The following is a 21,523-nucleotide window of genomic DNA, read 5'->3' as shown; positions in this document are numbered from 1 at the left end:
TGTTTTATGGTTTATCTAGTTGTTGCTCAGTCATTAAAATATAAAGATAAAAAAAATAGTGAGCCGACATCAAAACCAAAACACGAATTGGTTGAAAAATAGGAATAAACACGTAATACTTTTGAATAACAAATAAAAAAACAATAATAGTATAAAGAAAAGTGCTAATTAAAAGCCAAGTATGCTTGAAACCTTCTTCCATTAAATAATTGGACAATGACAATCCGCCTAAAATTGAAACTAAAACTACATTTATAATAGCAACCAGAAAACTTTGTCCTAACGAATCTTGAGTGAGTACAATAAAATAAAGCAGCGGAAATAGAAAAAAGACACTCCCAATTCCAACAGTAAAAAAGGAGAGTTTTGTTGAAGCCTTTATCACTAGAATTATCGTAATAATTCTATAAATTAAAAACGCAAATAAGCCATAATTTAACCAATCAGAATCTGTTGAAATAAATAAAATATTGGATACTGCTGCACTAAAAAGGGCAAATAAATATAATTTATTTTTTCTCACAGATGTAATTACATAAAGTAATAGTAAAACCGGAATACTAATCGATTTTAAAATAAATTCGATTGTTTTAAAATCAAAGAAGACAACGAATACCAATAGCAGCACCACAACTAAATAAATAGACGATACAACTTTAAAACTCCAATTATTTAAATATTCCTTCATAAAGTATATTATTAAAAAAAGACAAAGAAACTAATTAGAATTTGATCTTTCAATGATCAAAATAAATCTGTAAAAGGCATAATAGGCAAAAGCGTTCAGGCTCATTGCAATAGGTCTAAAAATTTGTAATTCAATATAAAATTTTTCAATAAAAATGATAAAATGCAACGTTACAAAGGACAAAACACATATTAATAACCAAGAACTTCTGCTACTGTCATTCATAATATAGTGTGATAAGGCAATTCCTCCCAGTAATGAAATTAAACTGTTGTGAATAATCATGATGTAATATACTTCTTTTGTAAGCAAATCGGTGTCAAAAAAGATATAGAAAAAGACAATTAAAAAAGGAACCGAGGCAAGAACAACCGGAATAAAATCTTTTGTTTTCATGACTTTAAGAATGTAATAAATATTGATTAATCGGTGAAAAACAAAAATGATTAATCCTACAAAAATAAATTTAAGATCATTGGGTATAAATAAAACATTAGTGATTAATGACGTTGTGATTGTTAGAAAAAAAAGAGTTTCCTTTTTGGTTGAACTAAGCCAATACAAAAGCATCAATACAATTGAAATGAGCGGTTTAAATACATAAATTAGAGGTATAATTCTAAAATATTCGGCTATTACTTCTATGAAAGCAATGATGAACAAAACAACAGTTAGTACTTTCACTTTATTCATACCGATAAATAATTATCAAATTCCGAATAAAGTTACTAAAAATTTAACAGAATATAAAAATATTAAAATTTATTATGCAAAAATCCCAAAGATTTGCTTAACCTTTGGGATTCAACTATACTTTATTTGATCATCTATTTAATATCAACCAATTCAGTTATAAAAATTAATGTGGCTTTCGCAGGAATCACAGGAGGTCTTCCATCTTCACCATACGCTAACCAATAAGGAATAATTAACTTGGCTTTTCCGCCTTTGTTTAGAAGGGCAATACCTTCTTCCCACCCCGGAATAACCATTTTTTGTCCTAATTTAAAATCGATGGGTTGGTTACGATCATAAGAGCTATCAAATTTCTTTCCGTCTGATAATTCGCCAATATAATGCACAGAAACATTATTTCCGGCAGTAGCCTTAGCTCCAACTCCTTCACTTTCCATCACATAAGCCAATCCGGAAGGAAGAATTATTGCTTTAGGGAAAGTCTTTTTTACATAATCATTAAATTTAACTTTCTCCAATTTCAAAGCTTCTTCTTTCTTTTTATTCATAGCTTCTTCAGCAGCAAGTCTGCCGGCAAAAACTTTTGGAGCATCAAATTTCTTGGCTGCGTCACCTACTCTAATAATGGTTACTCTATCCATTACATCATTTTGTGCAATGGCATTCACAACATCTTGTCCCTCAATTACATTGCCAAAAACGGTATGTTTTCCATCTAAATGTGGTGTTGGAACATGCGTAATAAAAAACTGCGAACCATTTGTTCCTTTTCCAGCATTTGCCATTGATAGAACTCCGGGTTTATCATGTTTTAAATCAGTAATTTCATCGGCAAATTTATAACCAGGACCACTTGAACCTGTGCCGGTTGGATCACCACCTTGAATCATAAAATTAGGAATTACTCGATGAAATTTTAATCCGTCAAAATAAGGTTTTCCTTTTAAATCGGCAGAAACCTCGTTGTTCTTGCCTTCGGCTAACGAAACAAAATTGGCAACTGTGATTGGTGTTTTTTCAAATTCTAACTTTAATAGAATTTTCCCTTTCAAGGTTTGAATTTCAGCATAAAGTCCGTTTTCCTTTTGAGCAAAGGTGGTCATTGAAATGGTAAGTAGTAAAATGGAAACTATCTTTTTCATGTTCTATAATTATTGATTTGGTGAATTTTCTAAAAGTTCTAATTCAAAAATTAAGTTGGTATTTGGTGGAATTACACCACCGGCACCGGCCTCTCCATAGCCTAAATGAGAAGGAATAAAAATGACTGCTTTGTCGCCAATATTCATTTTTTCCAAACCTTCTAAAAACCCAGGAATTAAACCGGTTTTATTGCCGTATTGAAAAGGAAAAGGAACATAGGCCTGAGCATCTGCTTTTTGTTGATTAAATTTGCCAAATGCTTTTGAAACATCTTCGTAGCTTGAATCAAATAATTCGCCACTTTCAAAAAAACCGGCATAGTGAACATAAACCGTTGAGCCAGCTGCCGGTTTCTTTCCCGTTCCTTTTTGATAAATGGTATATGCTAAACCTGTAGAAGTTTTTTGTGTAGCTTTTTTCTGAATTTCAAAAAAGGCTAATTTGGTATCAATCACATCTTTAAACTGAGCTAAAAATTCTGCTTTTTCAGCTGCTGCTTTTTCTTCTGCTATTTTTCTATTTTCGGCTTCCACTTTCAATCTGTCGTTAAAAACTTTTACAGCATCAAACTTTTTGGCCGCTTCACCATTTCTCACAATTTTTACAGACTCAATTACATCGGAAGCTGCAATAGCATTCACAACTTCTTGACCTTCTTTCACTTTTCCAAACACGGTATGTCTTCCATCTAAAAATTTAGTTTCTACGTGTGTGATAAAAAATTGTGAACCATTTGTTCCCGGACCGGCATTTGCCATCGATAAAATTCCGGGACCATCATGAGATAAATCGGTAATTTCATCCATAAAATTATAACCTGGACCACCACTTCCGTTTCCAGCAGGATCGCCACCTTGAATCATAAAGTTAGCTTCCACTCGATGAAACGTTAAGCCATCATAAAATGGTTTGTCTTTTTTTGCTTCATCTGTTACATGTTCATTTGTTCCTTCGGCCAACGAAATAAAATTGGCAACCGTAATTGGCGTTTTATCGTATTCTAATTGTGTAATAATCTCCCCTTTTGAGGTTTTAATTACGGCAAAAATTCCATCGCCTAAATGATCGTAATCGCCTCCGCAGGATACCAAAAGTATCGAAGATGTTATACTTAAAAACAGAAATCTTAAATTTTTCATTTTCTTATTTTACTGGTTTATTGATTGTTTGAACTATTTTTAACTTTTTTTAACTCACTTTCTTTTCCAAAATCGGTTAAGGTCACGGTGCACATGATTGGAATATTTGGACCAATTCTATTTTTGTCGCCTAAATACCCATAAGCAATATGCGACGGAAATAAGAACGTAACTTTTTCGTTTTTTCGCATTAGTTTTATTCCGTCTCTCAACCCCATCATAATTTCTTGTTTATCCACTAAATAATCTTGCGGACGAAGTTCAAGAGCCGTATAAATTATATTTCCTTTCAAATCATTAATTTCATAATCAAAAAAAGCAACATCGCCTGTTTTAGGTCGGAGCGTATCAGCTTGATTTTTAATTTCATACGTGTACCAATAGCCTTTTTTTGAAGCTAAATATTCTTTATCAGGATTACTTTTCATGATAGAATCTATCAATTTTTCTTCGCTGGCAATTAATTTTTTATTGCGTGTTACCGATTCTTTCATAAAACTTCCGGAAGATTTTTGAATTGGTCTTCTAGCCTCCGGATCCTGACAACCGATAGCGAATAATATGCCAAATAAAATTATAAAAATTCTTGCTTTCATTAAAATTTTAATTTGGGATGAACGTTTACAATATTTTCAAATTTTCTAATTGTTTCCTGCATTGACAGCATTGATTTTCCTCCGGCAGCATTGTTGTGTCCGCCACCTTCAAAATGTTCTCTTGCTAATTGATTTACATCAAAATCACCAATAGAACGCAGTGATATTTTAATAATTCCTTCTTCTTTATTTTCAATAAAAATGGCTGTAAAGATAACATCTTTGACGGATAATCCGTAATTTACAATTCCTTCCGTATCGCCTTTTTTATAATGAAAACGATCTAACTCTTCTTGTGTTAAAGTGATATAGGACGTTTTACGGTCTTTAATAATTTTCATGTTCTGAAGAGCTTTTCCTAACAATTGCAAACTCTCATAAGTAGTATTGCTGAAAAGAAAATTGTGAATTTCAGTATTTTCTACACCCAAATCGATTAAAGCAGCAACAATTCGATGTGTTTTTCCGGTTGTTTTAGGAAATTTAAACGACCCTGAATCTGTAACAATCCCCGTATAAATGCAAGTTGCAATTGTTTTATCTATCATTTTCACGTCACTTACTGCATCAATAAAATCATAAATCATTTCACAGGTTGAACCATAACTGGTATCTGAAAAAGTTGCTTTGGCATACAAATCCGGTGCTTGGTGATGGTCAATCATTATAAAAGGTGCCTGGAGTGTTTTTAAAACATTTTCCATTTCACCGGTTCGATGCAACGCATTAAAATCTAAAGTAAAAATTAATTCAGCTTGTTCGAGGATATTTTTTACACCATTTCGATCTTTTTCATAAATTAAGACATCAGCAGAACCCGGTAACCAAGCTAGAAAATCTGGAAATTCATTGGGTGCAATGACAACGGGGTGATGGTTCATTTTTTTTAAAAAGTGAAACAAAGCCAATGTTGAACCCATGGCGTCACCATCAGGATTTCGATGCGGAATAATGGCAATTTTTTTGGATCCTTGAAGCAGTTTTTTGGCTTCGATAATTTGATTTTCTTCCATAGGATGCGAAGTTACTTTTTTTCTGTTAATAACGAAAAAATAGGTGGAAATTATAAGTTTTCAAATGTAGTTTTTTTGAATTTTTTATAAATATCTCCTTTTACACCTCCGATAATTTGAGTAGAATAAATGCCAATTGTACCCGAAAACAGATAGGAAACCAAGCAAGCAATACCTATAAACAATCCACATTCTAATCCAAATAATTCCATTCCCATTACTGTGCAAGCAATGGGCGTATGTGTAGCTCCTGAAAAAACAGCTACAAATCCCATTCCAGCTAAAAGTGCTGTTGGTAATGGAATATAGAGTGAAAGAAAACTGCCTAACGTTGCTCCGACAAAAAAAAGTGGGGTAACTTCGCCGCCTTTAAAACCGGCACCTAAAGTAAAACCTGTGAATAAAATCTTAAGCAAAAAAACATAAACCAATTGTTTCGTTTCAAATGAATCTAAAATGGTTGGAATACCCAAACCAATGAATTTTGTAGTTCCCATAAAAAAAACAGCCACTGCTATTATAATTCCACCCAAAAAAGGACGAAGCGGTGGGAAAACAATATATTTTGAAAATATTTCCCCCCACCAATGCGTAGTTCTTGAAAATAGCATCGCTGTTAATCCAAAAGGAATTCCAACCAAAAAAGCCCAAAATAAATTTTGTAAAGATATGTTTGGCACGAAAGAAATAGTGTAATATGTATGATGAACAGGCAAAAATTCAACCGTAAAATAAGCAATATAGGCAACTAAAAAAGATGGATAGATGCTTTTGTAATTGATTTTGCTAAAAAAAAGTACTTCAATAGCAAAAATAGCTCCCGCTAACGGAGTTCCAAACACAGAGGCAAAACCGGCACTAATTCCGCAGATTAAAATAATTTTTCGGTCTTCATTAGACAACGGAAACCATTTGGTAAACTGATCGGCGATGGTTGCTCCCATTTGAACCGCCGTACCTTCACGTCCGGCCGACCCTCCAAAAAGATGTGTAATCAACGTTCCGAATAAAACCAAAGGCATCATTTTAAAGGGAATGCACTTTTTAGGTTCAGCGTATTCTTCAAAAATCAGGTTATTTCCTTTTACAACCTCTTTTCCGTAAACGTGATAACCATAACCAATTATGAGTCCACCAAAAGGTAATAGCCAAATAATCCAGTTGTTACCTTCCCTAAAATTAGTAACAAATTCTAAAGAATATAAAAAAAAACCAGAAGCTAATCCGGATAAAGCTCCAATAAAAAAAGCTAAAACTAACCATTTAATAAGAAATTTTGATGCTATATCTGAATACATTTGAATTTTTTACTTCTCAAAAATAAACATTTTGATTCAACAAAAGAGTCAAATTGCACGATTTAAAAGTAAAGTATTTTGAGAATTAAATAATATTGTTATTTTTATGCGATTATTAAATAAATATCATCCAAATACCACAAAATGCCCCAAAGAACAGAAGCATGGTTCCAAACCTTTTTTTTTAATAAATGTTATTGTTTGAATGATTTGATACCCTCTCATTTTTCAATTCAACCGACCTATTTTCAAAATCTCTCATTTTTTTCTAATTCGACCAGAGATTGGTTGTTTGTCATTATTTTTGTGCTGCTTTTGTTAACAATAACCTATCAATTATTCAGAAGAAATGCAGTTTATAACAACTCTTTTGTTAAAGATTTCTCAGAAATTGAATTTTCAAAAGTAGAATATCAAAAATATTTTCTGGCTCTTTCTATCATTATTCCTCTCATCGAAATTGTACTTTCTGTGTTTGATTTGCGAAATCAACCGATGGTGAAATCAAATTTAATTTTTGGAGCAATTTTTTTAGGAATTTATTTTCTAAGTAAAAAAAGTAGTCTTTTATTTAACTTTCTACCGGAGCTTTTCATTTTTTTCTATCTTACTTATTTATCCATTGTACTAAGAAATTTAGTTGTTTATGAACCAATGGAATTGATAACTTTTTCAGCTCTACTAATTTTAATCTTTTTTTCTTACAACGTTTTTAAAAAAATTAAGAATTATTGGATTTTTGTAGGTTTATTGTTTCTGATTTTTCTTACGTTAATAATCACAGAAAAATTGGCATTTGGGGTTGGTGTAATTTGTATCATCAGTTTTTTATTAATTGTAATTTTAAACTATGTTCGACACAACTCAATCTTAAATACAAAAGACAAATTTTTATTTGCTAATGAAATCGTTAACAAAGGAAACTCATTAGTCATCGCTACTAAAAAAAATGGTGAATTAACTTACTGTAGCGAAAATGTAAATGAAATTTTAGGATACACGGTTGATGATGTGTTGGGAATGGGTTTCTGGAAATTGACAGAAGACATTGAATTTGTGGGTGAAGATTACCATCAAGACTATCAAAAAGATCGGGTTTATAAACGAAAATTAAAATGTAAAGAAGGAAATTATAAATACATTCAATGGGTTGATAAAGAATTTGGTGAAGATCTATTCGTAGGTATCGGAATTGATGTAACCGAACAGATAAATATTGAAAATCAATATAAAAATCTAGTTGAATCAGCTACTGATCTTATTTTTGAAACGGATGAAAATGGTAAGTTTACCTACATCAATTCATTTTCGTGCGAGTTACTTGAATATGATTTAAATGAATTAATGAAACTGTATTTTACGCAATTAATTAGCTACGATTATCGCGAACAACTAACAAAATATTATACCGAAGAACTAAGACGATCGGGAATTCCAAGACTATTAGAATTTCCAATTATGAAAAAATCTGGAGAAGAAGTATGGATTTCTCAAAAAATCACTATCAAAAAAAATGCATCGGGCGATACTATCGGATATTCTGGCATTGCTCGTGATATTACCTTGATTAGAAATCTGGAAATTGAAAGAAATCAACGCCAAGAAAAAATAAAAAAACACAATCATGTCTTGACAACATTATCCACAACAAATTTTGCCAATTATGAAAACATCACGCCAATATTAAAAATAATTTTTGAAAAGGTAGCTCATGTTTCTGGAATACAAAGAATTAGTTTTTGGAATTACTTTTCTGACAGAATTGAATGTCAGAATTTGTATGAATTGAAAGAAAACAAACACGCTAAAGACTTTATAATTTACAAAGATAAATTCCCAATTTATTTTGAATCTATCGAAAAAGAACAAATAATTATTGCTTCTGATGTAAAACGACAAAAGGAAACTTCCGAATTTATTGATAATTATTTTAAAGAAAATAATATAAAATCATTAGTAGATTATCCGGTTTTTATAGACGGAAAATTATATGGAATTATCTGTTTTGAGGTAACAGATAGCAACCTGTATTGGGATAATGAAGATATCAATTTCACAAGATCCGTTTCAGAAATTATCACCTTGGCTATTGAAACAAATAAACGAAAACTTATAGAAAACAACTTAATTTATAAAAGTGAATTGTTAACAGCCGTTACAAAAATTTCAGAAAAAATATTACTTTCTAAGGACACTTTTAATAATTTTGACGATATTCTTGCAACGTTAGGAAATGTAACAAAGGCAGATAGAACATACTATTTTGAAGCCATTGAAGAAAACAGAACAATATCGCAAAAATATGAATGGGTAATAGGACAAATTGAACCTCAAATTGAAAACCCTGAACTGCAAAATGTTCCATATGAAGTATTTTTGGACATTGTTATCCCATTAAAATCAAGCAAGGTTTATCATAAATTAGTCCGAGATATGTTTGAAAGTGATTTCAAGGAAATTATGAAATCACAGGATATCCTATCTGTATTAATTTTTCCAATTCATGTAAAAAATATATTGGTCGGAGCAATTGGATTTGATGCCTGCACTAGTGAGAGAATTTGGACAGATGACGAAATAAATATACTACAATCGCTAATGAATACTATTTCATCTGCTATCGATAGAAACTTGAACGAAAGTATTATTTATAACAGCGAAGAACGATTCCGACTTTTAGCAGATAACATACCGGGAACTATTTATTTGTCTAAATACGATACCAAGTTTACTAAAATCTACCTCAATAATGAAATTGAAAATTTAACAGGCTACGCTAAAGAAGAATTTCTGAATGAAACAATTAATTACATAGACATCGTTCACCCAGAGGACAGAGCCAGAGTTGTAAAGGATCAGAAATATGCTTTAGAAAATCGTCAGAAAATTCATTTTATTTATAGGGTAATTCATAAAAATGGTTCTATCGTTTGGGTGGAAGAATTTGGCGATGTGATTATTAAAGACAATCAAATTAAATACATTGAAGGTATTTTTATCGACATAACTGAGAGAAAACTACAAGAAGCAGCAATCAAAGAAAAAGAAATGGCTGTTGCAGCCAATAAAGCTAAATCAGAGTTTTTAGCCAACATGAGTCACGAAATCCGGACACCTTTGAATGGAATTATCGGTTTTACAGATTTATTGATGAATTCCAACTTAGAAAAAGCTCAGGCTAAATACATGAAAACGGTTAATCAATCGGCAAAATCACTGATGGGAGTCATCAATGATATTCTTGATTTCTCGAAGATTGAATCCGGTAATTTAGAACTAGTAATTGAAGAAACAAAAATAGCCGACATTGCTTCCGAAGTAATTGATACAGTTAAATTTGATGCTATTCAGAAACAATTAGATGTTGATTTACACATTAATTCAGATGTTCCTGTTACCGTTTGGTTAGATCCAATCAGACTGAAACAAATTTTGATCAATTTATTGGGTAATGCCGTTAAGTTTACGTCCAAAGGAAAAGTGAAGCTAAAAATTGCTGTTGTCGATAAAATTGATACCCATCAAACCCGACTTCGCTTTGCAGTGGTTGATACCGGAATTGGAATTAGACGTGAAAATCAATCTAAAATTTTTGAAGCTTTTTCGCAAGAAGACAGTTCCACCACCAGACAATATGGAGGTACCGGATTAGGATTGAGTATTTCTAACAAACTTTTAGAGTTAATGAACAGTAAGTTAGAATTGGAGAGTATTCCTGAAAAAGGGAGTACATTCTATTTTGATATCGATTTGCAAACTTCCAGCAAAGAATCTATCGAATTCCCAAAAAACATAGCTGTAAATGGTGAATTTGTGTATGAAAATTTAGCCGAAGCAACCGTTTTAGTGGTAGAAGATAACAACATCAATTCGCTCTTAGCCAAAACATTGTTGAAAAAAATTCTTCCAAACGCAAAGATCTTAACAGTTTCAAATGGTTTAGAAGCACTGGAAAAAGTTCAAGAAACTGACATCGATATTATTTTTATGGACATCCAAATGCCGGTGATGAACGGTTACGAAGCTACTGCTGAAATCCGTAAATTAGAGAATGGCAAAAAAATGCCGATTATTGCTCTAACTGCTGGAACTGTTATCGGTGAAAAAGAGAAATGTCTCGAAATCGGAATGAATGATTACATCTCTAAACCAATTATAAAAGGTAGTTTAGAAGAAATTGTTTCTAAGTGGTTAAAGAAGTAATTTATTTTATATTTTTATACTACTATAAACCAATAAAAAATTGATATGAAATGGGAAGGTAGAAGACAAAGTAAAAATGTGGAAGACCGAAGAGGAATGGGAACCGGCGGAAAAGTAGTGGCCGGTGGTGGTCTAATAGGAATTATACTGTTACTTATAAATCTTTTTGGCGGTGAAGGTGCTCAAAATTTAACTCCAATATTGGAACAATTACAACAGCAACAAGCAACCGAAGCTCCTGCAGAACCACTTAGTCCGGAGGATGAAAAAATGGGACGGTTTGTATCAACTGTACTAGCTGACACCGAAGATGTTTGGCACAAAATATTTCGAGAAAATGGAATGACTTATAAGGAACCCGGCATGGTTCTATTTCGCAGTTCTGTGCAATCAGCTTGTGGTGGAGCAACTTCTGCATCGGGTCCATTTTATTGCCCCGCAGACCAAAAAATTTATATGGATTTAGACTTTTTTGATGAGCTTCAAACCCGATTTGGAGCAAAAGGCGGCGATTATGCCATTGCGTATGTGATTGCTCACGAAGTGGGGCATCATGTGCAAACTTTGTTAGGAACTTCAAGAAAAGTGAGACAATTGCAGCAAAACATGAATAAAACTGATGCTAATAAATTATCGGTTTCGTTGGAATTACAAGCTGATTTTTATGCCGGCCTTTGGACGCACTATAACAGTAAATACCTAGATGAAGGTGATATCGAAGAAGCGTTGAGTGCCGCACAAGCAGTGGGTGACGATGCGATTCAAAAGAAAATGCAAGGTCATGTGGTTCCCGATTCTTTTACGCACGGAACTTCTGAACAAAGAGCTAAATGGTTTGGTAAAGGTTTTAAAACCGGCGACATCAAACAAGGTGATACATTTGCTGCGTTGAATTAAATTCAATAATTGAACAAATAATCTTCTTTTTGCAAAATATAAGCTCCCTTTTTTAAAACATTCGTAAATCGTTTTAAATTAGGGATTTTTTATGAAATGTTCTCCTCAAATATGAATAGCACTTTTATAAATTTGCTTGCAAAAAGCACAAAAAATGAACGTTGGCATCGATAGTATTTCCTTTGATATTCCTAAGATACATTTACCCATTTCAACCCTCGCACTCAAGCGAAATATTGAACCGGACAAACTGATTAAAGGGTTGGGTTTGCACAAAATGAGTTTTCCTGACAAACATCAGGATGTAGTGACTTTTGCTGCTAATGCGGGATTGAAATTGATTAAACAAGAAAACATTAATCCTGCCGAAATTGCTCGAATATACATTGGTTCAGAAAGTGGTGTAGATAGTTCAAAACCAATTGCCTCCTATGTTTTATCTCTACTAGAAAGCAAATTAGGCGAAAGTTCTTTAAGAAATTGTGATGTAGTAGATTTAACTTTTGCATGCATTGGCGGTGTGGATGCCTTACAAAATTGCTTAGATTATATTCGATTAAACCCAACCAAAAAAGCAATTGTTATTGCTTCTGATAATGCCAAATATGATTTGGAATCCGGTGGTGAATATACACAAGGTGCCGGTGCTATTGCGATGTTAATTACTTCTAATCCAAGAATATTGCGTTTTTCTAGTGAAGTTGGCGTTTCAACAGAAGGTGTTTTTGACTTTTTTAAACCGAGAAGAACTTTTTCCAAATCAGATATAACAAATTCATCCGAAAATAAAGAATGGTTTGGTGTGTTAGAAAATGAAATTTCTGTTTATAAAGAACAACCTGTTTTTGACGGACATTATTCCAACCAATGCTACATCAACCGAATCACCGAAGCCTATAATCACTTTAAAAAAGAAAGTCAGCAAACCGGAAAAGTCTATGAAAATTGGACTTCCATTTTGATGCATCTCCCCTACTGTTTTCAAGGGAGAAGAACATTTATTGAAATCTTTGCCGATGAAAATCCGGAATTGTTAGCCAATCAAATAGGCGAAAGTGAAAAAGATAAATTAAAAGCTTTGACCAAAAGTGGAGAATATGTAGAACTCATCAACCAAAAAATTTATCCATCCGAAATTGCATCAGGCCAAATTGGAAATATTTATACGGGTTCCATCTTCCTCGGATTGCTCTCGTCGTTATGTTACCACGCTCAACAAAACACTGCTTTAGAAAATAAAAAAGTTGGCTTTATTGCTTACGGAAGCGGATCGAAATCAAAAGTGTTTGAAGCTACCGTTTGTGAAAATTGGAAAACAGTTATCAATCAAATCAATCTTTTTGATGACTTAGCACATAATCATCCAATCGATTTTGAAACCTATGAAAAATTACATAAAAAAGAATTACAACATTCAGTTTTAGAACCAAAAAATGAATTTGTCTTGGCTTCGATTGAAAAAGAAAATCCGGTTTTGGTTGGAGCGAGGTATTATGAGTTTGTTGAATAAATCATCTCTGTGCGGCAGCACTAAATTTCGTCCGACTTCAGTCGGATGATACTTCTCCTTTCTCAAAAACCTCTTTTATCTTATCAAACTCCTCATTAAATGATTTTTTCCGATGATGATTTTCTTGGTTTTTGATATTATTTCGCACTCGCTTCAGAATAGATTCAGAAACTGATAATGCAAAAAACTCACTTTGCCATTCAAATTTTTTCCCTTTTAAATTCGGAAATAAATCAGGGTTTTGATTAATCCATTACGAAGATTCCCCTTTAATTAATTGCATAATTTTTTCAACATTTTGATTTATTCCTAATGAAATTAAACAATGGCAATGATCTTCATAACCATTGACAAAATCAACATGAATTCCTTTTTGTTTTGCATTTTCTTTAATATGATTCCAAACCAACTGTCTCGATTCAATTGTGCTTAAAAATGGATATCTGTTTTTTGTGCACCAGACAAAATGGATGTATATTTTTTAAATAGGGAATATAATTATGATTTTGATTTTTTAATCCTCCGACTGAAGTCGGAGACAAGTTAGTGCTGAAGCACAGAGAATATTGATTATGCTATTGCAATTGATTTTTGACATTGATATTGATTTTTGCTTACCCCAGCCAACCCTCTCGATCCAAACTCCTATATTGAATCGCCTCGGCAATATGATTGGGTTTGATGTTTTCTAAAGCTTCCAAATCAGCAATGGTTCTGGCTACTTTCAAAATTCGGTCATAAGCTCTAGCCGATAGATTCAACCGTTCCATTGCTGTTTTAAGCAAACTCAACGAAGCCTCATCTAACGCACAATATTCACGAATATGTTTGCTTCCCATCTGGGCATTGTAATGGAGATTGTCAAAATTTTCAAAACGTTTCGACTGAATTTCTCTCGCTTGTGTCACTCGCTTTCTGATTTCCACACTACTTTCTGCTTTTCGGGTTTCGGTTAGTTTTTCAAACGGAACGGGATTTACTTCAATATGAATATCAATTCTATCCAAAAGCGGACCCGAAATTTTACTCAAATACCGTTGCATTTCGGCCGGCGAAGAACTGACAGGAGCATTTGGGTCATTAAAATAGCCACCAGGACTGGGGTTCATACTTGCCACCAACATAAATGAAGAAGGGTAAGTAATTGTAAACTTTGCCCGTGAAATCGTCACTTCACGATCTTCCAAGGGTTGACGCATCACTTCCAAAACTTCTCGTTTAAATTCAGGTAATTCATCCAGAAATAAAACTCCGTTATGAGCTAACGAAATTTCACCCGGCTGCGGATAACTTCCCCCGCCAACTAAGGAAACACTTGAAGCTGTGTGATGCGGACTCCGAAACGGTCGCTGACTCATCAATCCGGCTTCTTTTGTTTTACCGGCAACGGAATGAATTTTAGTAGTTTCTAAGGCCTCTTTCATGGTCATCGGTGGTAAAATACTTGGCAATCGTTTAGCAAGCATCGTTTTTCCTGAACCGGGCGGACCAATTAAAATGATATTATGACCTCCAGAGGCGGCAATTTCCATGCAGCGTTTGATTCCCTCCTGCCCTTTTACATCAGAAAAATCAAATTCAGGAAATTCTAATGTACGAGAAAATTCAGTTTGTGTATCAATGAGTGTTGGTTGTAAATCGCCTCTTCCTTCAAAAAAATCGATGACTTGTAGCACATTTTCAACTCCATACACATCTAAACCTTCCACAATGGCCGCTTCTTTTACATTATGAATGGGAAGGATAAATCCTTTAAAACCTTCTTCTTTTGCTTTGATAGCAATAGACAAAGCTCCTTTAATCGGTTGCAGACCTCCATCCAGTGAAAGTTCTCCCATAATCACATACTGACTTAGCTCTTCTGCTTTTATTTGACCAGTAGCTACCAAAATACCTACCGCCAATGTTAAATCATAGGCAGAACCTTCTTTTCGCAAATCGGCCGGAGCCATGTTGATGGTGATTTTTTTAACCGGTAAAGAATACCCATTATTCTTTAAGGCGGCAGCAATGCGGTAGCTACTTTCCTTGATGGCATTGTCGGGCAGTCCGACCAAGTGGTAACCCACTCCTTTATCGATGTTTACTTCTACGGTAATAGTGGTGGCTTCAACACCGAAAACGGCACTTCCAAATACTTTAACTAACATGGCGTATAAATTTATTATGACAAATATCACAAATTCATTCTCAAAAATGAAGTAATTTTGAGGAAAATTATTTAACAGTTATGAAATTTCTCAGAATTTCAATCTATTTACCTCTTTTTTTGGCAATCACAGCATCATTTTCTCAAAATAAAATTACTGAGAATCAACAACTTTGGCTTGGATATATCACAGAATCAAAATTTTCAGAATCATTCTCTTGGTGGAATGATACGCATTGGGTGCCCGAAAGCTTTTTGATTGTTCGTACGGGATTAACGTATCATTTTGGTGAAAAATATAAAATGACATCAACCCTAGGGTATGGTCATACTTGGATTTATCCACCTGAAGGAAGTTCTACTTTTAGACCGGAACACCGGCCTTGGGGCCAAACAACGCTAAGTCATCAATTTAATTCAATACGTTTTTTTCACCGACTTCGCTACGAAGCCAGATTTAGAGGTTTGATTGTAGACGATTATCTTCAAAACGAATTTAACTTCAATTATCGCTTTCGTTATTTACTGCAAGCGAGATATTATTTTAAAAATCAAGAAAAAGGAAAATTCTATCTTATGGCATCCGACGAGATTTTGTTTAATGCCGGACAAGAAATAAAAGACAATTTCCGACTGGATCAAAATAGAATTTCGCTAGGTATTGGTTATCAAATAAAAAAAATGACTTTTCAAATAGCTTATATGAATCAACTGGTTGAATCAAATACTAACTTCACATTCAGAATGAATCATAACCTACAAATTCTAGTTTTCCATAATTTTGATTTAAGAAAAAAATCATCCTCTGATTAATTTTTAAAACCATACCTTGTGTTTTTACGTAAATGGTACTACCAATTAGACTTAAAAAACACACTATATGAATGAACAAACTTTACAAGCAGATGAAAATCTGCGGGTAGCGGCCTTGAAAAGCTATTCCATCTTAGAGACACAACCCGAGAAAGATTTTGATGACTTGGCTGAATTAGCTTCACAAATTTGTCAAGTTCCTATTTCTGCCGTAACCTTAATGGACATTGACAGACAATGGTTTAAGTCAAAAATAGGTTTCGACAATATTGATGTCCCTCGACAAGATGCTTTTTGTACATACATGATGGATAATGGTTTGAAATCCATTGAAATTCAAAATATGAATGAACATTATTATTTTGCAAATAATCGATATGTTGTTGGTAATCCGAAAATTTCATTTTATGCCGGTGTTCTACTTATTGATCCAAACGGACATACACTGGGAAGCCTCTGTGTATATGATACTGAACCAAAAAAACTAACCCATTTTCAGCTAAGTGCGTTAGAAAAATTAGCAAACCAAGTTATTCAATTATTAGAACTTCGAAAAAAGAATGAACTTTTAGAAAAAAATAATGCCGGTTTATTGTCAAAATATAATGAATTAGAGCAATTTGCCAGAGTGGTTTCGCATGATATTAAATCACCTTTAAACAATATTATATCGTTAACACATTTGTTTCAAGATGAATATGGAAAACAGATAGATGATGCCGGAAACGAATATTTAGAATACATTTCAAAAGCATCGTTGGAATTGAAAAATTTTGTGGATGCCATTTTGGTCTATTATAAAAGTGATACAATTAATACAACCGAAAAAGAAGCAATTGACTGGAATAGTTTGTTTAACAAAATAATTTCTATACTCGATTCTAAAAATGAATATGATATTATTTTTCCCAAAAACAGTTCTCTTTCTTTTCATTCTAATAAAATGGCAATAGAACAAATTCTATCAAATTTAATTAGCAACAGCATCAAATATAACGATAAAGAAAAGGTGAAAGTTGAAATTGAATTGATTGATTTACCAACAGAAATTTTACTTTCAATAAAAGATAACGGAATCGGAATTGCAAAAACTGATTATGAAAAAGTTTTTTCATTCTTTACTACATTAGGAAAAAGAGATCGTTTTAATAATAACGGAACCGGAATCGGGCTTTCAACTGTTCAGAATATGGTTCAGAAATTAGATGGAAGAATAGAATTAGAATCAGAAATTGGCCTTGGTTCTTCCTTTAAATTATATTTTAAAAAATAAACAAGTTAATCCGTTTTAGCTAGTATAAAAGCCTCTTGCAATCTGCCGCAAAAGGCTTTAATTTTTTATTTTGTACCTTTGCACTCATCAAATTGATTTGTTTGGTTTACCTTCTTGAATTTTTTTTCATTCTACTAATCCAAATTTTTGATTTCCATTTAGCGAAATCTTCTTAAAATCAAGAAACAGTTTACTGTTCATTTGCCAAGGGAAAATCCCAAATACGGCATAAATAATCAAATTTAGCAAAAAGAGAAAAAGCGTAATGGCTTTGCTATTTTTATAAAAATGAATTATGGAATTTAATTTAATTACCACTCAAACCGGAACGCATTCAACTTATTCACCAACTGTTATTGCTGAATTTTTGTTCACTCATTTAGAACAATATGGCGATAAAACCGCAGCTATTTTAAAATGCATCGATTATGTGATGACTCCCTCCAAAGGTGGAACAATTATCGTTGGAACCGATGAAGATAAAATCGTTGGTGTGGTGATTCTCAACAATACCGGCATGAAAGATTACATCCCAGAAAATATTTTGGTTTACATCGCAGTGGATAATTCACAACGCGGAAAAGGCTATGGCAAAAAACTCATGCAAAAAGCAATTGATTCTACTACAGGTTCTATCGCTCTTCATGTTGAACCCGATAATCCAGCTTTTCATTTGTACAAAAAGTTAGGTTTTACCAACAAATATTTAGAAATGAGGTTGACTAAATAATCGGTATGGAAAATTTAAACAATCGACTGGAATCACTCATTCGTCTTCGAAAAGAATTACATAAAAACCCTGAATTATCAGGCAAAGAAACTGAAACAGCCAAACGAATTATTTCCTTTTTAGAACAATATCCACCGGATGAAATGCAAACAAATGTTGGTGGAACAGGAATTATTGCCATCTACAAAGGAGCTGAAGAAGGAAAATCAATTTTATTTCGATGCGAACTGGATGCATTGCCCATTAAAGAAACCAATTCATTTGAACATAAATCGATAAAAAATACTATTTCACATAAATGCGGACACGATGGCCATATGGCTATTTTGTGCGGATTGGCAAGTGAATTATATCATCAGCAACCGGAAAAAGGAAACGTAGTCATATTGTTTCAACCTGCTGAAGAAAATGGTTCCGGTGCCAAAAAAGTGGCTTACGATGAAAAATTCAAAGTACTAAAACTCGATTATGTTTTTGCCTTGCACAATTTACCCGAATTTGCAAAAAATCAAATTGTAGTGAAAGATGGTACATTTTCATGTGCCGTAAAAAGTATAATTATTCGGTTGAAAGGAAAAGTTGCACACGCTGCCGAACCTGAAAACGGAATCAATCCAGCGATGGCAATCGCCACAATGATTCAGCAATTTGATTTAAAAAATCAGTATAATAAATCAAAAAAAGACTTCGCGGTAATTACGCCTGTTTACAGTTCTTTTGGTCAAAAAGCCTACGGCGTTTCTGCCGGAAAAGGCGAAGTACATTTTACTATTCGTTGTCAAACCAATGATGAAATGGAAAGGCTTTCGAAAGAATTGGAAAATTTGACGGAAGAAATTGCAAAAATCAACCAATTGGAATTTAAAATAAAATGGACAGACTCGTTTCATGCCAATGAAAATAATTCAGAAGCCAATCACTATATTAAAAATGCTTCAAAAATTTTAGTTTTAGATGTAGTTGAAAAAGATACTCCGTTTAGTTGGGGCGAAGATTTTGGATTGTTCACACAACATTATCCCGGAGCCATGTTTGGACTAGGAGCAGGACAAGAAACACCTGCTTTGCATCATTCCGATTACGATTTTCCGGATGAAATTATCTTAACCGGCATAAAATTATTCCATCAAATTAGTAAGGAAATCAATCATGCATACTAATTCCATCATCGAACTTAATTCAGATTCCTATCGGAATAACTTACTTTTTCTAAAGAAAATGTACGGTAAAAACGTAATTTTATCTTCAGTCGTAAAAGGAAATGCATACGGTCATGGCATCGAAGAATTTGTAACAATGGCAAACAAAAGCGGCGTTGCTCATTTTTCTGTGTTTGATGTCGCCGAAGCTCAATTGGTCAAAAAACAACTTCCCAGAAAAGTCACCATTTTAATTATGGGATTTGTTACAGATGAACTGATGGAATGGGTCATTCAAAATGATATAGAATTCTTTATTTTTGAAAAAAAACGATTAGAACTGGCTCTTAAAATCAGTAAAAAACTAGAAAAAAAAGCGATTATTCACATTGAAGTGGAGACCGGAATGAATCGAACCGGTTTTGTTCAAAATGAATTAAACAGCTTAATTTCTTTACTAAAAAAAGAAGAAAATCATATCGAATTTAAAGGATTATGTACGCATTTTGCGGGAGCTGAAAGTATGTCAAACTACTTTAGAGTAAAACAACAAATTGAACGATTTGAAAAAATATATGCTTATTTCTGTGTAAGTAATTTAATCCCGAAAATAAAACATTCTGCTTGTTCAGCCGCTTCAATTATGTTTCCTGAAACGAGAATGGATATGGTTCGCATCGGAATTATGCAATATGGATTATGGCCAAGTCCGGAAGTTTTTGCCAGTTATATTTCTTCCAAAAAGAAAAAAATTGATCCGTTAAAAAGAGTAATATCTTGGAAAAGTCAGGTGATGAGTATCAAAAAAATTGATGCTTGCGAATTCATTGGTTACGGAACGAGTTTTATGGCGAAAGAAAAAATGAAAATTGCCACGATTCCCATTGGTTATGCTCACGGTTACAGTCGTTCGCTTAGCAATAAAGGTCGAGTTATCATCAATCAACATCGATGTATGGTGGTTGGTACGGTGAACATGAATATGATGCTAGTGGATGTTTCAGATATACCAACAATACAAATTGGTGATGAAGTAATCCTGATTGGAAGCCAAGAAAAAATGGATGTTTCTGTGGCTTCGTTTAGCGAAAACAGTAATCAATTAAATTATGAATTACTCACACGAATTTCAAAATCAATTCCTAGAAAAACTTTAAAATAATGGCATTTATCAAATTATATCGAACAAAACTGCAAGAAAACTATCATTTTTTAGATGATTTATTCAAAACCAGAAATATCGAATGGGGTGTTGTTTCCAAATTATTATGTGGAAATATAATTTATTTGAAAGAATTAATTGCTTTGGGAACAACCGAAATTCACGATTCGAGAATTAGTAATTTAAAGAAAATTAAAAAACTAAATCCTTCAATCCAAACCGTTTACATCAAACCGCCGGCAAAATTAAGTATTAAACGAATTGTTGAATTTGCCGATGTAAGTTTTAATACCGAAATCTATACCATCAAATTGCTTTCGGAAGAAGCTTCCAAACAAAATAAAATCCATAAAATCATCATCATGATCGAAATGGGTGATTTGCGTGAAGGTGTGATGGGCGAAGAACTAATCCAATTTTACGGCGAAGTTTTAGAGCAACCAAACATTGAAGTCCGCGGTATTGGAACCAATCTAAATTGTTTAAGTGGTGTCATGCCGACGCAGGACAAATTGATTCAGTTGAGTTTGTATAAACAATTGATTGAAGCCAAATTCAATGTTCAGATTCCTTGGGTTTCGGGTGGAACTTCGGTAGCAATTCCATTGATTTTAAAGAATGCCAGACCGATGGCAGTAAATCATTTTAGAATAGGCGAAGCATTGTTTTTTGGGAAAGATTTATTTACCGGTGAAACCATTGAAAATATGCATAATGATGTTTTTAAATTGTATGCCGAAATCATCGAAATTACTCAAAAACCAAATGTTCCCGATGGTGAATTAGGCGAAAATGTAGCCGGAAATTCCTTTTCAATTGCAAATATTGATGATTTAAGTGGAACATCACTTCGAGCGATTTTAGACATTGGTTTGTTGGACATGCAACCACAATATTTGGAAGTTGAAGATGAAAACATCACGATTGTAGATGCTAGTTCAGATATGTTGGTGGTTGATATTACCAATTCTGAAAACAACTATAACGTTGGCGATTTAATTTCATTTAAACTGAAATACATGGGCGCATTGCATTTATTAAGCTCCGATTATATTGAAAAATTTGTGGTATAAA

17 protein-coding genes and 1 pseudogene are annotated in these 21,523 nt (G+C 33.2%); 9 read left to right on the top strand and 9 right to left on the bottom strand.

Features of this window, described 5'->3' with window-relative positions; all coding sequences use genetic code 11:
* Positions 1 to 4 precede the first annotated feature (4 nt).
* The 7 genes from B0I10_RS05550 to B0I10_RS05520 form a co-directional block, all read right to left on the bottom strand.
* Positions 5 to 688 carry a hypothetical protein gene (locus B0I10_RS05550; RefSeq protein ID WP_112085500.1) on the bottom strand — a complete coding sequence of 228 codons (684 nt, stop codon included), beginning with the start codon at positions 686 to 688 and terminating at the stop codon, positions 5 to 7.
* A 30-nt stretch (positions 689 to 718) separates the two neighbouring features.
* Positions 719 to 1,381, bottom strand: a complete 663-nt coding sequence (locus B0I10_RS05545; RefSeq protein WP_112085499.1) for a lysoplasmalogenase family protein — start codon at positions 1,379 to 1,381, stop codon at positions 719 to 721.
* Between the two features lie 134 nt (positions 1,382 to 1,515).
* Complete coding sequence (locus B0I10_RS05540; RefSeq protein ID WP_112085498.1) at positions 1,516 to 2,526, bottom strand: peptidylprolyl isomerase; 1,011 nt, start codon at positions 2,524 to 2,526, stop codon at positions 1,516 to 1,518.
* Between the two features lie 9 nt (positions 2,527 to 2,535).
* Positions 2,536 to 3,666 (bottom strand): peptidylprolyl isomerase, encoded by a 1,131-nt coding sequence (locus B0I10_RS05535; protein ID WP_112085497.1) that lies wholly within the window; start codon positions 3,664 to 3,666, stop codon positions 2,536 to 2,538.
* A gap of 17 nt (positions 3,667 to 3,683) precedes the next feature.
* Positions 3,684 to 4,262 carry a gliding motility-associated peptidyl-prolyl isomerase GldI gene (gene gldI, locus B0I10_RS05530; RefSeq protein ID WP_112085496.1) on the bottom strand — a complete coding sequence of 193 codons (579 nt, stop codon included), beginning with the start codon at positions 4,260 to 4,262 and terminating at the stop codon, positions 3,684 to 3,686.
* Positions 4,262 to 5,275: a DHH family phosphoesterase gene (locus B0I10_RS05525; RefSeq protein ID WP_112085495.1), complete on the bottom strand. Its 1,014-nt coding sequence runs from the start codon at positions 5,273 to 5,275 to the stop codon at positions 4,262 to 4,264. The genes gldI and B0I10_RS05525 overlap by 1 nt, the downstream gene beginning before the upstream one ends.
* 50 nt (positions 5,276 to 5,325) lie before the next feature.
* Complete coding sequence (locus B0I10_RS05520; RefSeq protein ID WP_112085494.1) at positions 5,326 to 6,573, bottom strand: voltage-gated chloride channel family protein; 1,248 nt, start codon at positions 6,571 to 6,573, stop codon at positions 5,326 to 5,328.
* 144 nt (positions 6,574 to 6,717) lie between these two features.
* Here B0I10_RS05520 and B0I10_RS05515 point away from each other — a divergent pair, with 144 nt between their 5' ends.
* The 3 genes from B0I10_RS05515 (at position 6,718) to B0I10_RS05505 (ending at position 13,183) form a co-directional block, all read left to right on the top strand.
* The gene (locus B0I10_RS05515) at positions 6,718 to 10,776 is read left to right on the top strand and encodes a PAS domain S-box protein (protein WP_112085493.1); all 4,059 of its coding nucleotides are present in this window, start codon (positions 6,718 to 6,720) and stop codon (positions 10,774 to 10,776) included.
* A gap of 45 nt (positions 10,777 to 10,821) precedes the next feature.
* Complete coding sequence (ypfJ, locus tag B0I10_RS05510; protein ID WP_112085492.1) at positions 10,822 to 11,673, top strand: KPN_02809 family neutral zinc metallopeptidase; 852 nt, start codon at positions 10,822 to 10,824, stop codon at positions 11,671 to 11,673.
* Positions 11,674 to 11,827: 154 nt separating this feature from the next.
* Positions 11,828 to 13,183, top strand: a complete 1,356-nt coding sequence (locus B0I10_RS05505; protein ID WP_112085491.1) for a hydroxymethylglutaryl-CoA synthase family protein — start codon at positions 11,828 to 11,830, stop codon at positions 13,181 to 13,183.
* A 37-nt stretch (positions 13,184 to 13,220) separates the two neighbouring features.
* On the opposite strand, the pseudogene tnpA reads toward B0I10_RS05505, so the two are convergent.
* A pseudogene (tnpA, locus tag B0I10_RS15920) lies at positions 13,221 to 13,661 on the bottom strand (IS200/IS605 family transposase).
* 136 nt (positions 13,662 to 13,797) lie between these two features.
* Positions 13,798 to 15,333: a YifB family Mg chelatase-like AAA ATPase gene (locus B0I10_RS05495; protein ID WP_112085490.1), complete on the bottom strand. Its 1,536-nt coding sequence runs from the start codon at positions 15,331 to 15,333 to the stop codon at positions 13,798 to 13,800.
* A gap of 80 nt (positions 15,334 to 15,413) precedes the next feature.
* Here B0I10_RS05495 and B0I10_RS05490 point away from each other — a divergent pair, with 80 nt between their 5' ends.
* The 6 genes from B0I10_RS05490 (at position 15,414) to B0I10_RS05460 (ending at position 21,522) form a co-directional block, all read left to right on the top strand.
* Positions 15,414 to 16,145, top strand: coding sequence for a DUF2490 domain-containing protein (locus B0I10_RS05490; protein ID WP_112085489.1), 732 nt, complete (start codon positions 15,414 to 15,416; stop codon positions 16,143 to 16,145).
* A 67-nt stretch (positions 16,146 to 16,212) separates the two neighbouring features.
* Entirely contained in the window at positions 16,213 to 17,418 is a 1,206-nt protein-coding gene (locus tag B0I10_RS05485) for a sensor histidine kinase (protein WP_112085488.1), read from the top strand.
* Positions 17,419 to 17,713: 295 nt separating this feature from the next.
* Complete coding sequence (locus B0I10_RS05475; RefSeq protein ID WP_112085486.1) at positions 17,714 to 18,148, top strand: GNAT family N-acetyltransferase; 435 nt, start codon at positions 17,714 to 17,716, stop codon at positions 18,146 to 18,148.
* Positions 18,149 to 18,153: 5 nt separating this feature from the next.
* Positions 18,154 to 19,308, top strand: coding sequence for an amidohydrolase (locus B0I10_RS05470; RefSeq protein ID WP_112085485.1), 1,155 nt, complete (start codon positions 18,154 to 18,156; stop codon positions 19,306 to 19,308).
* Positions 19,298 to 20,449: an alanine racemase gene (gene alr, locus B0I10_RS05465; RefSeq protein ID WP_112085484.1), complete on the top strand. Its 1,152-nt coding sequence runs from the start codon at positions 19,298 to 19,300 to the stop codon at positions 20,447 to 20,449. Before B0I10_RS05470 ends, alr begins: the two co-directional genes overlap by 11 nt.
* Entirely contained in the window at positions 20,449 to 21,522 is a 1,074-nt protein-coding gene (locus B0I10_RS05460; RefSeq protein WP_112085483.1) for an alanine/ornithine racemase family PLP-dependent enzyme, read from the top strand. Before alr ends, B0I10_RS05460 begins: the two co-directional genes overlap by 1 nt.
* The last annotated feature ends 1 nt before the right edge of the window (position 21,523 follow it).

This window comes from Flavobacterium lacus, from assembly GCF_003268815.1.
Taxonomy (GTDB): Bacteria; Bacteroidota; Bacteroidia; order Flavobacteriales; family Flavobacteriaceae; genus Flavobacterium; species Flavobacterium lacus.
The sequence above is the reverse complement of the archived record's forward strand: the minus strand, read 5'-3'. Positions and strand labels throughout refer to the sequence as shown.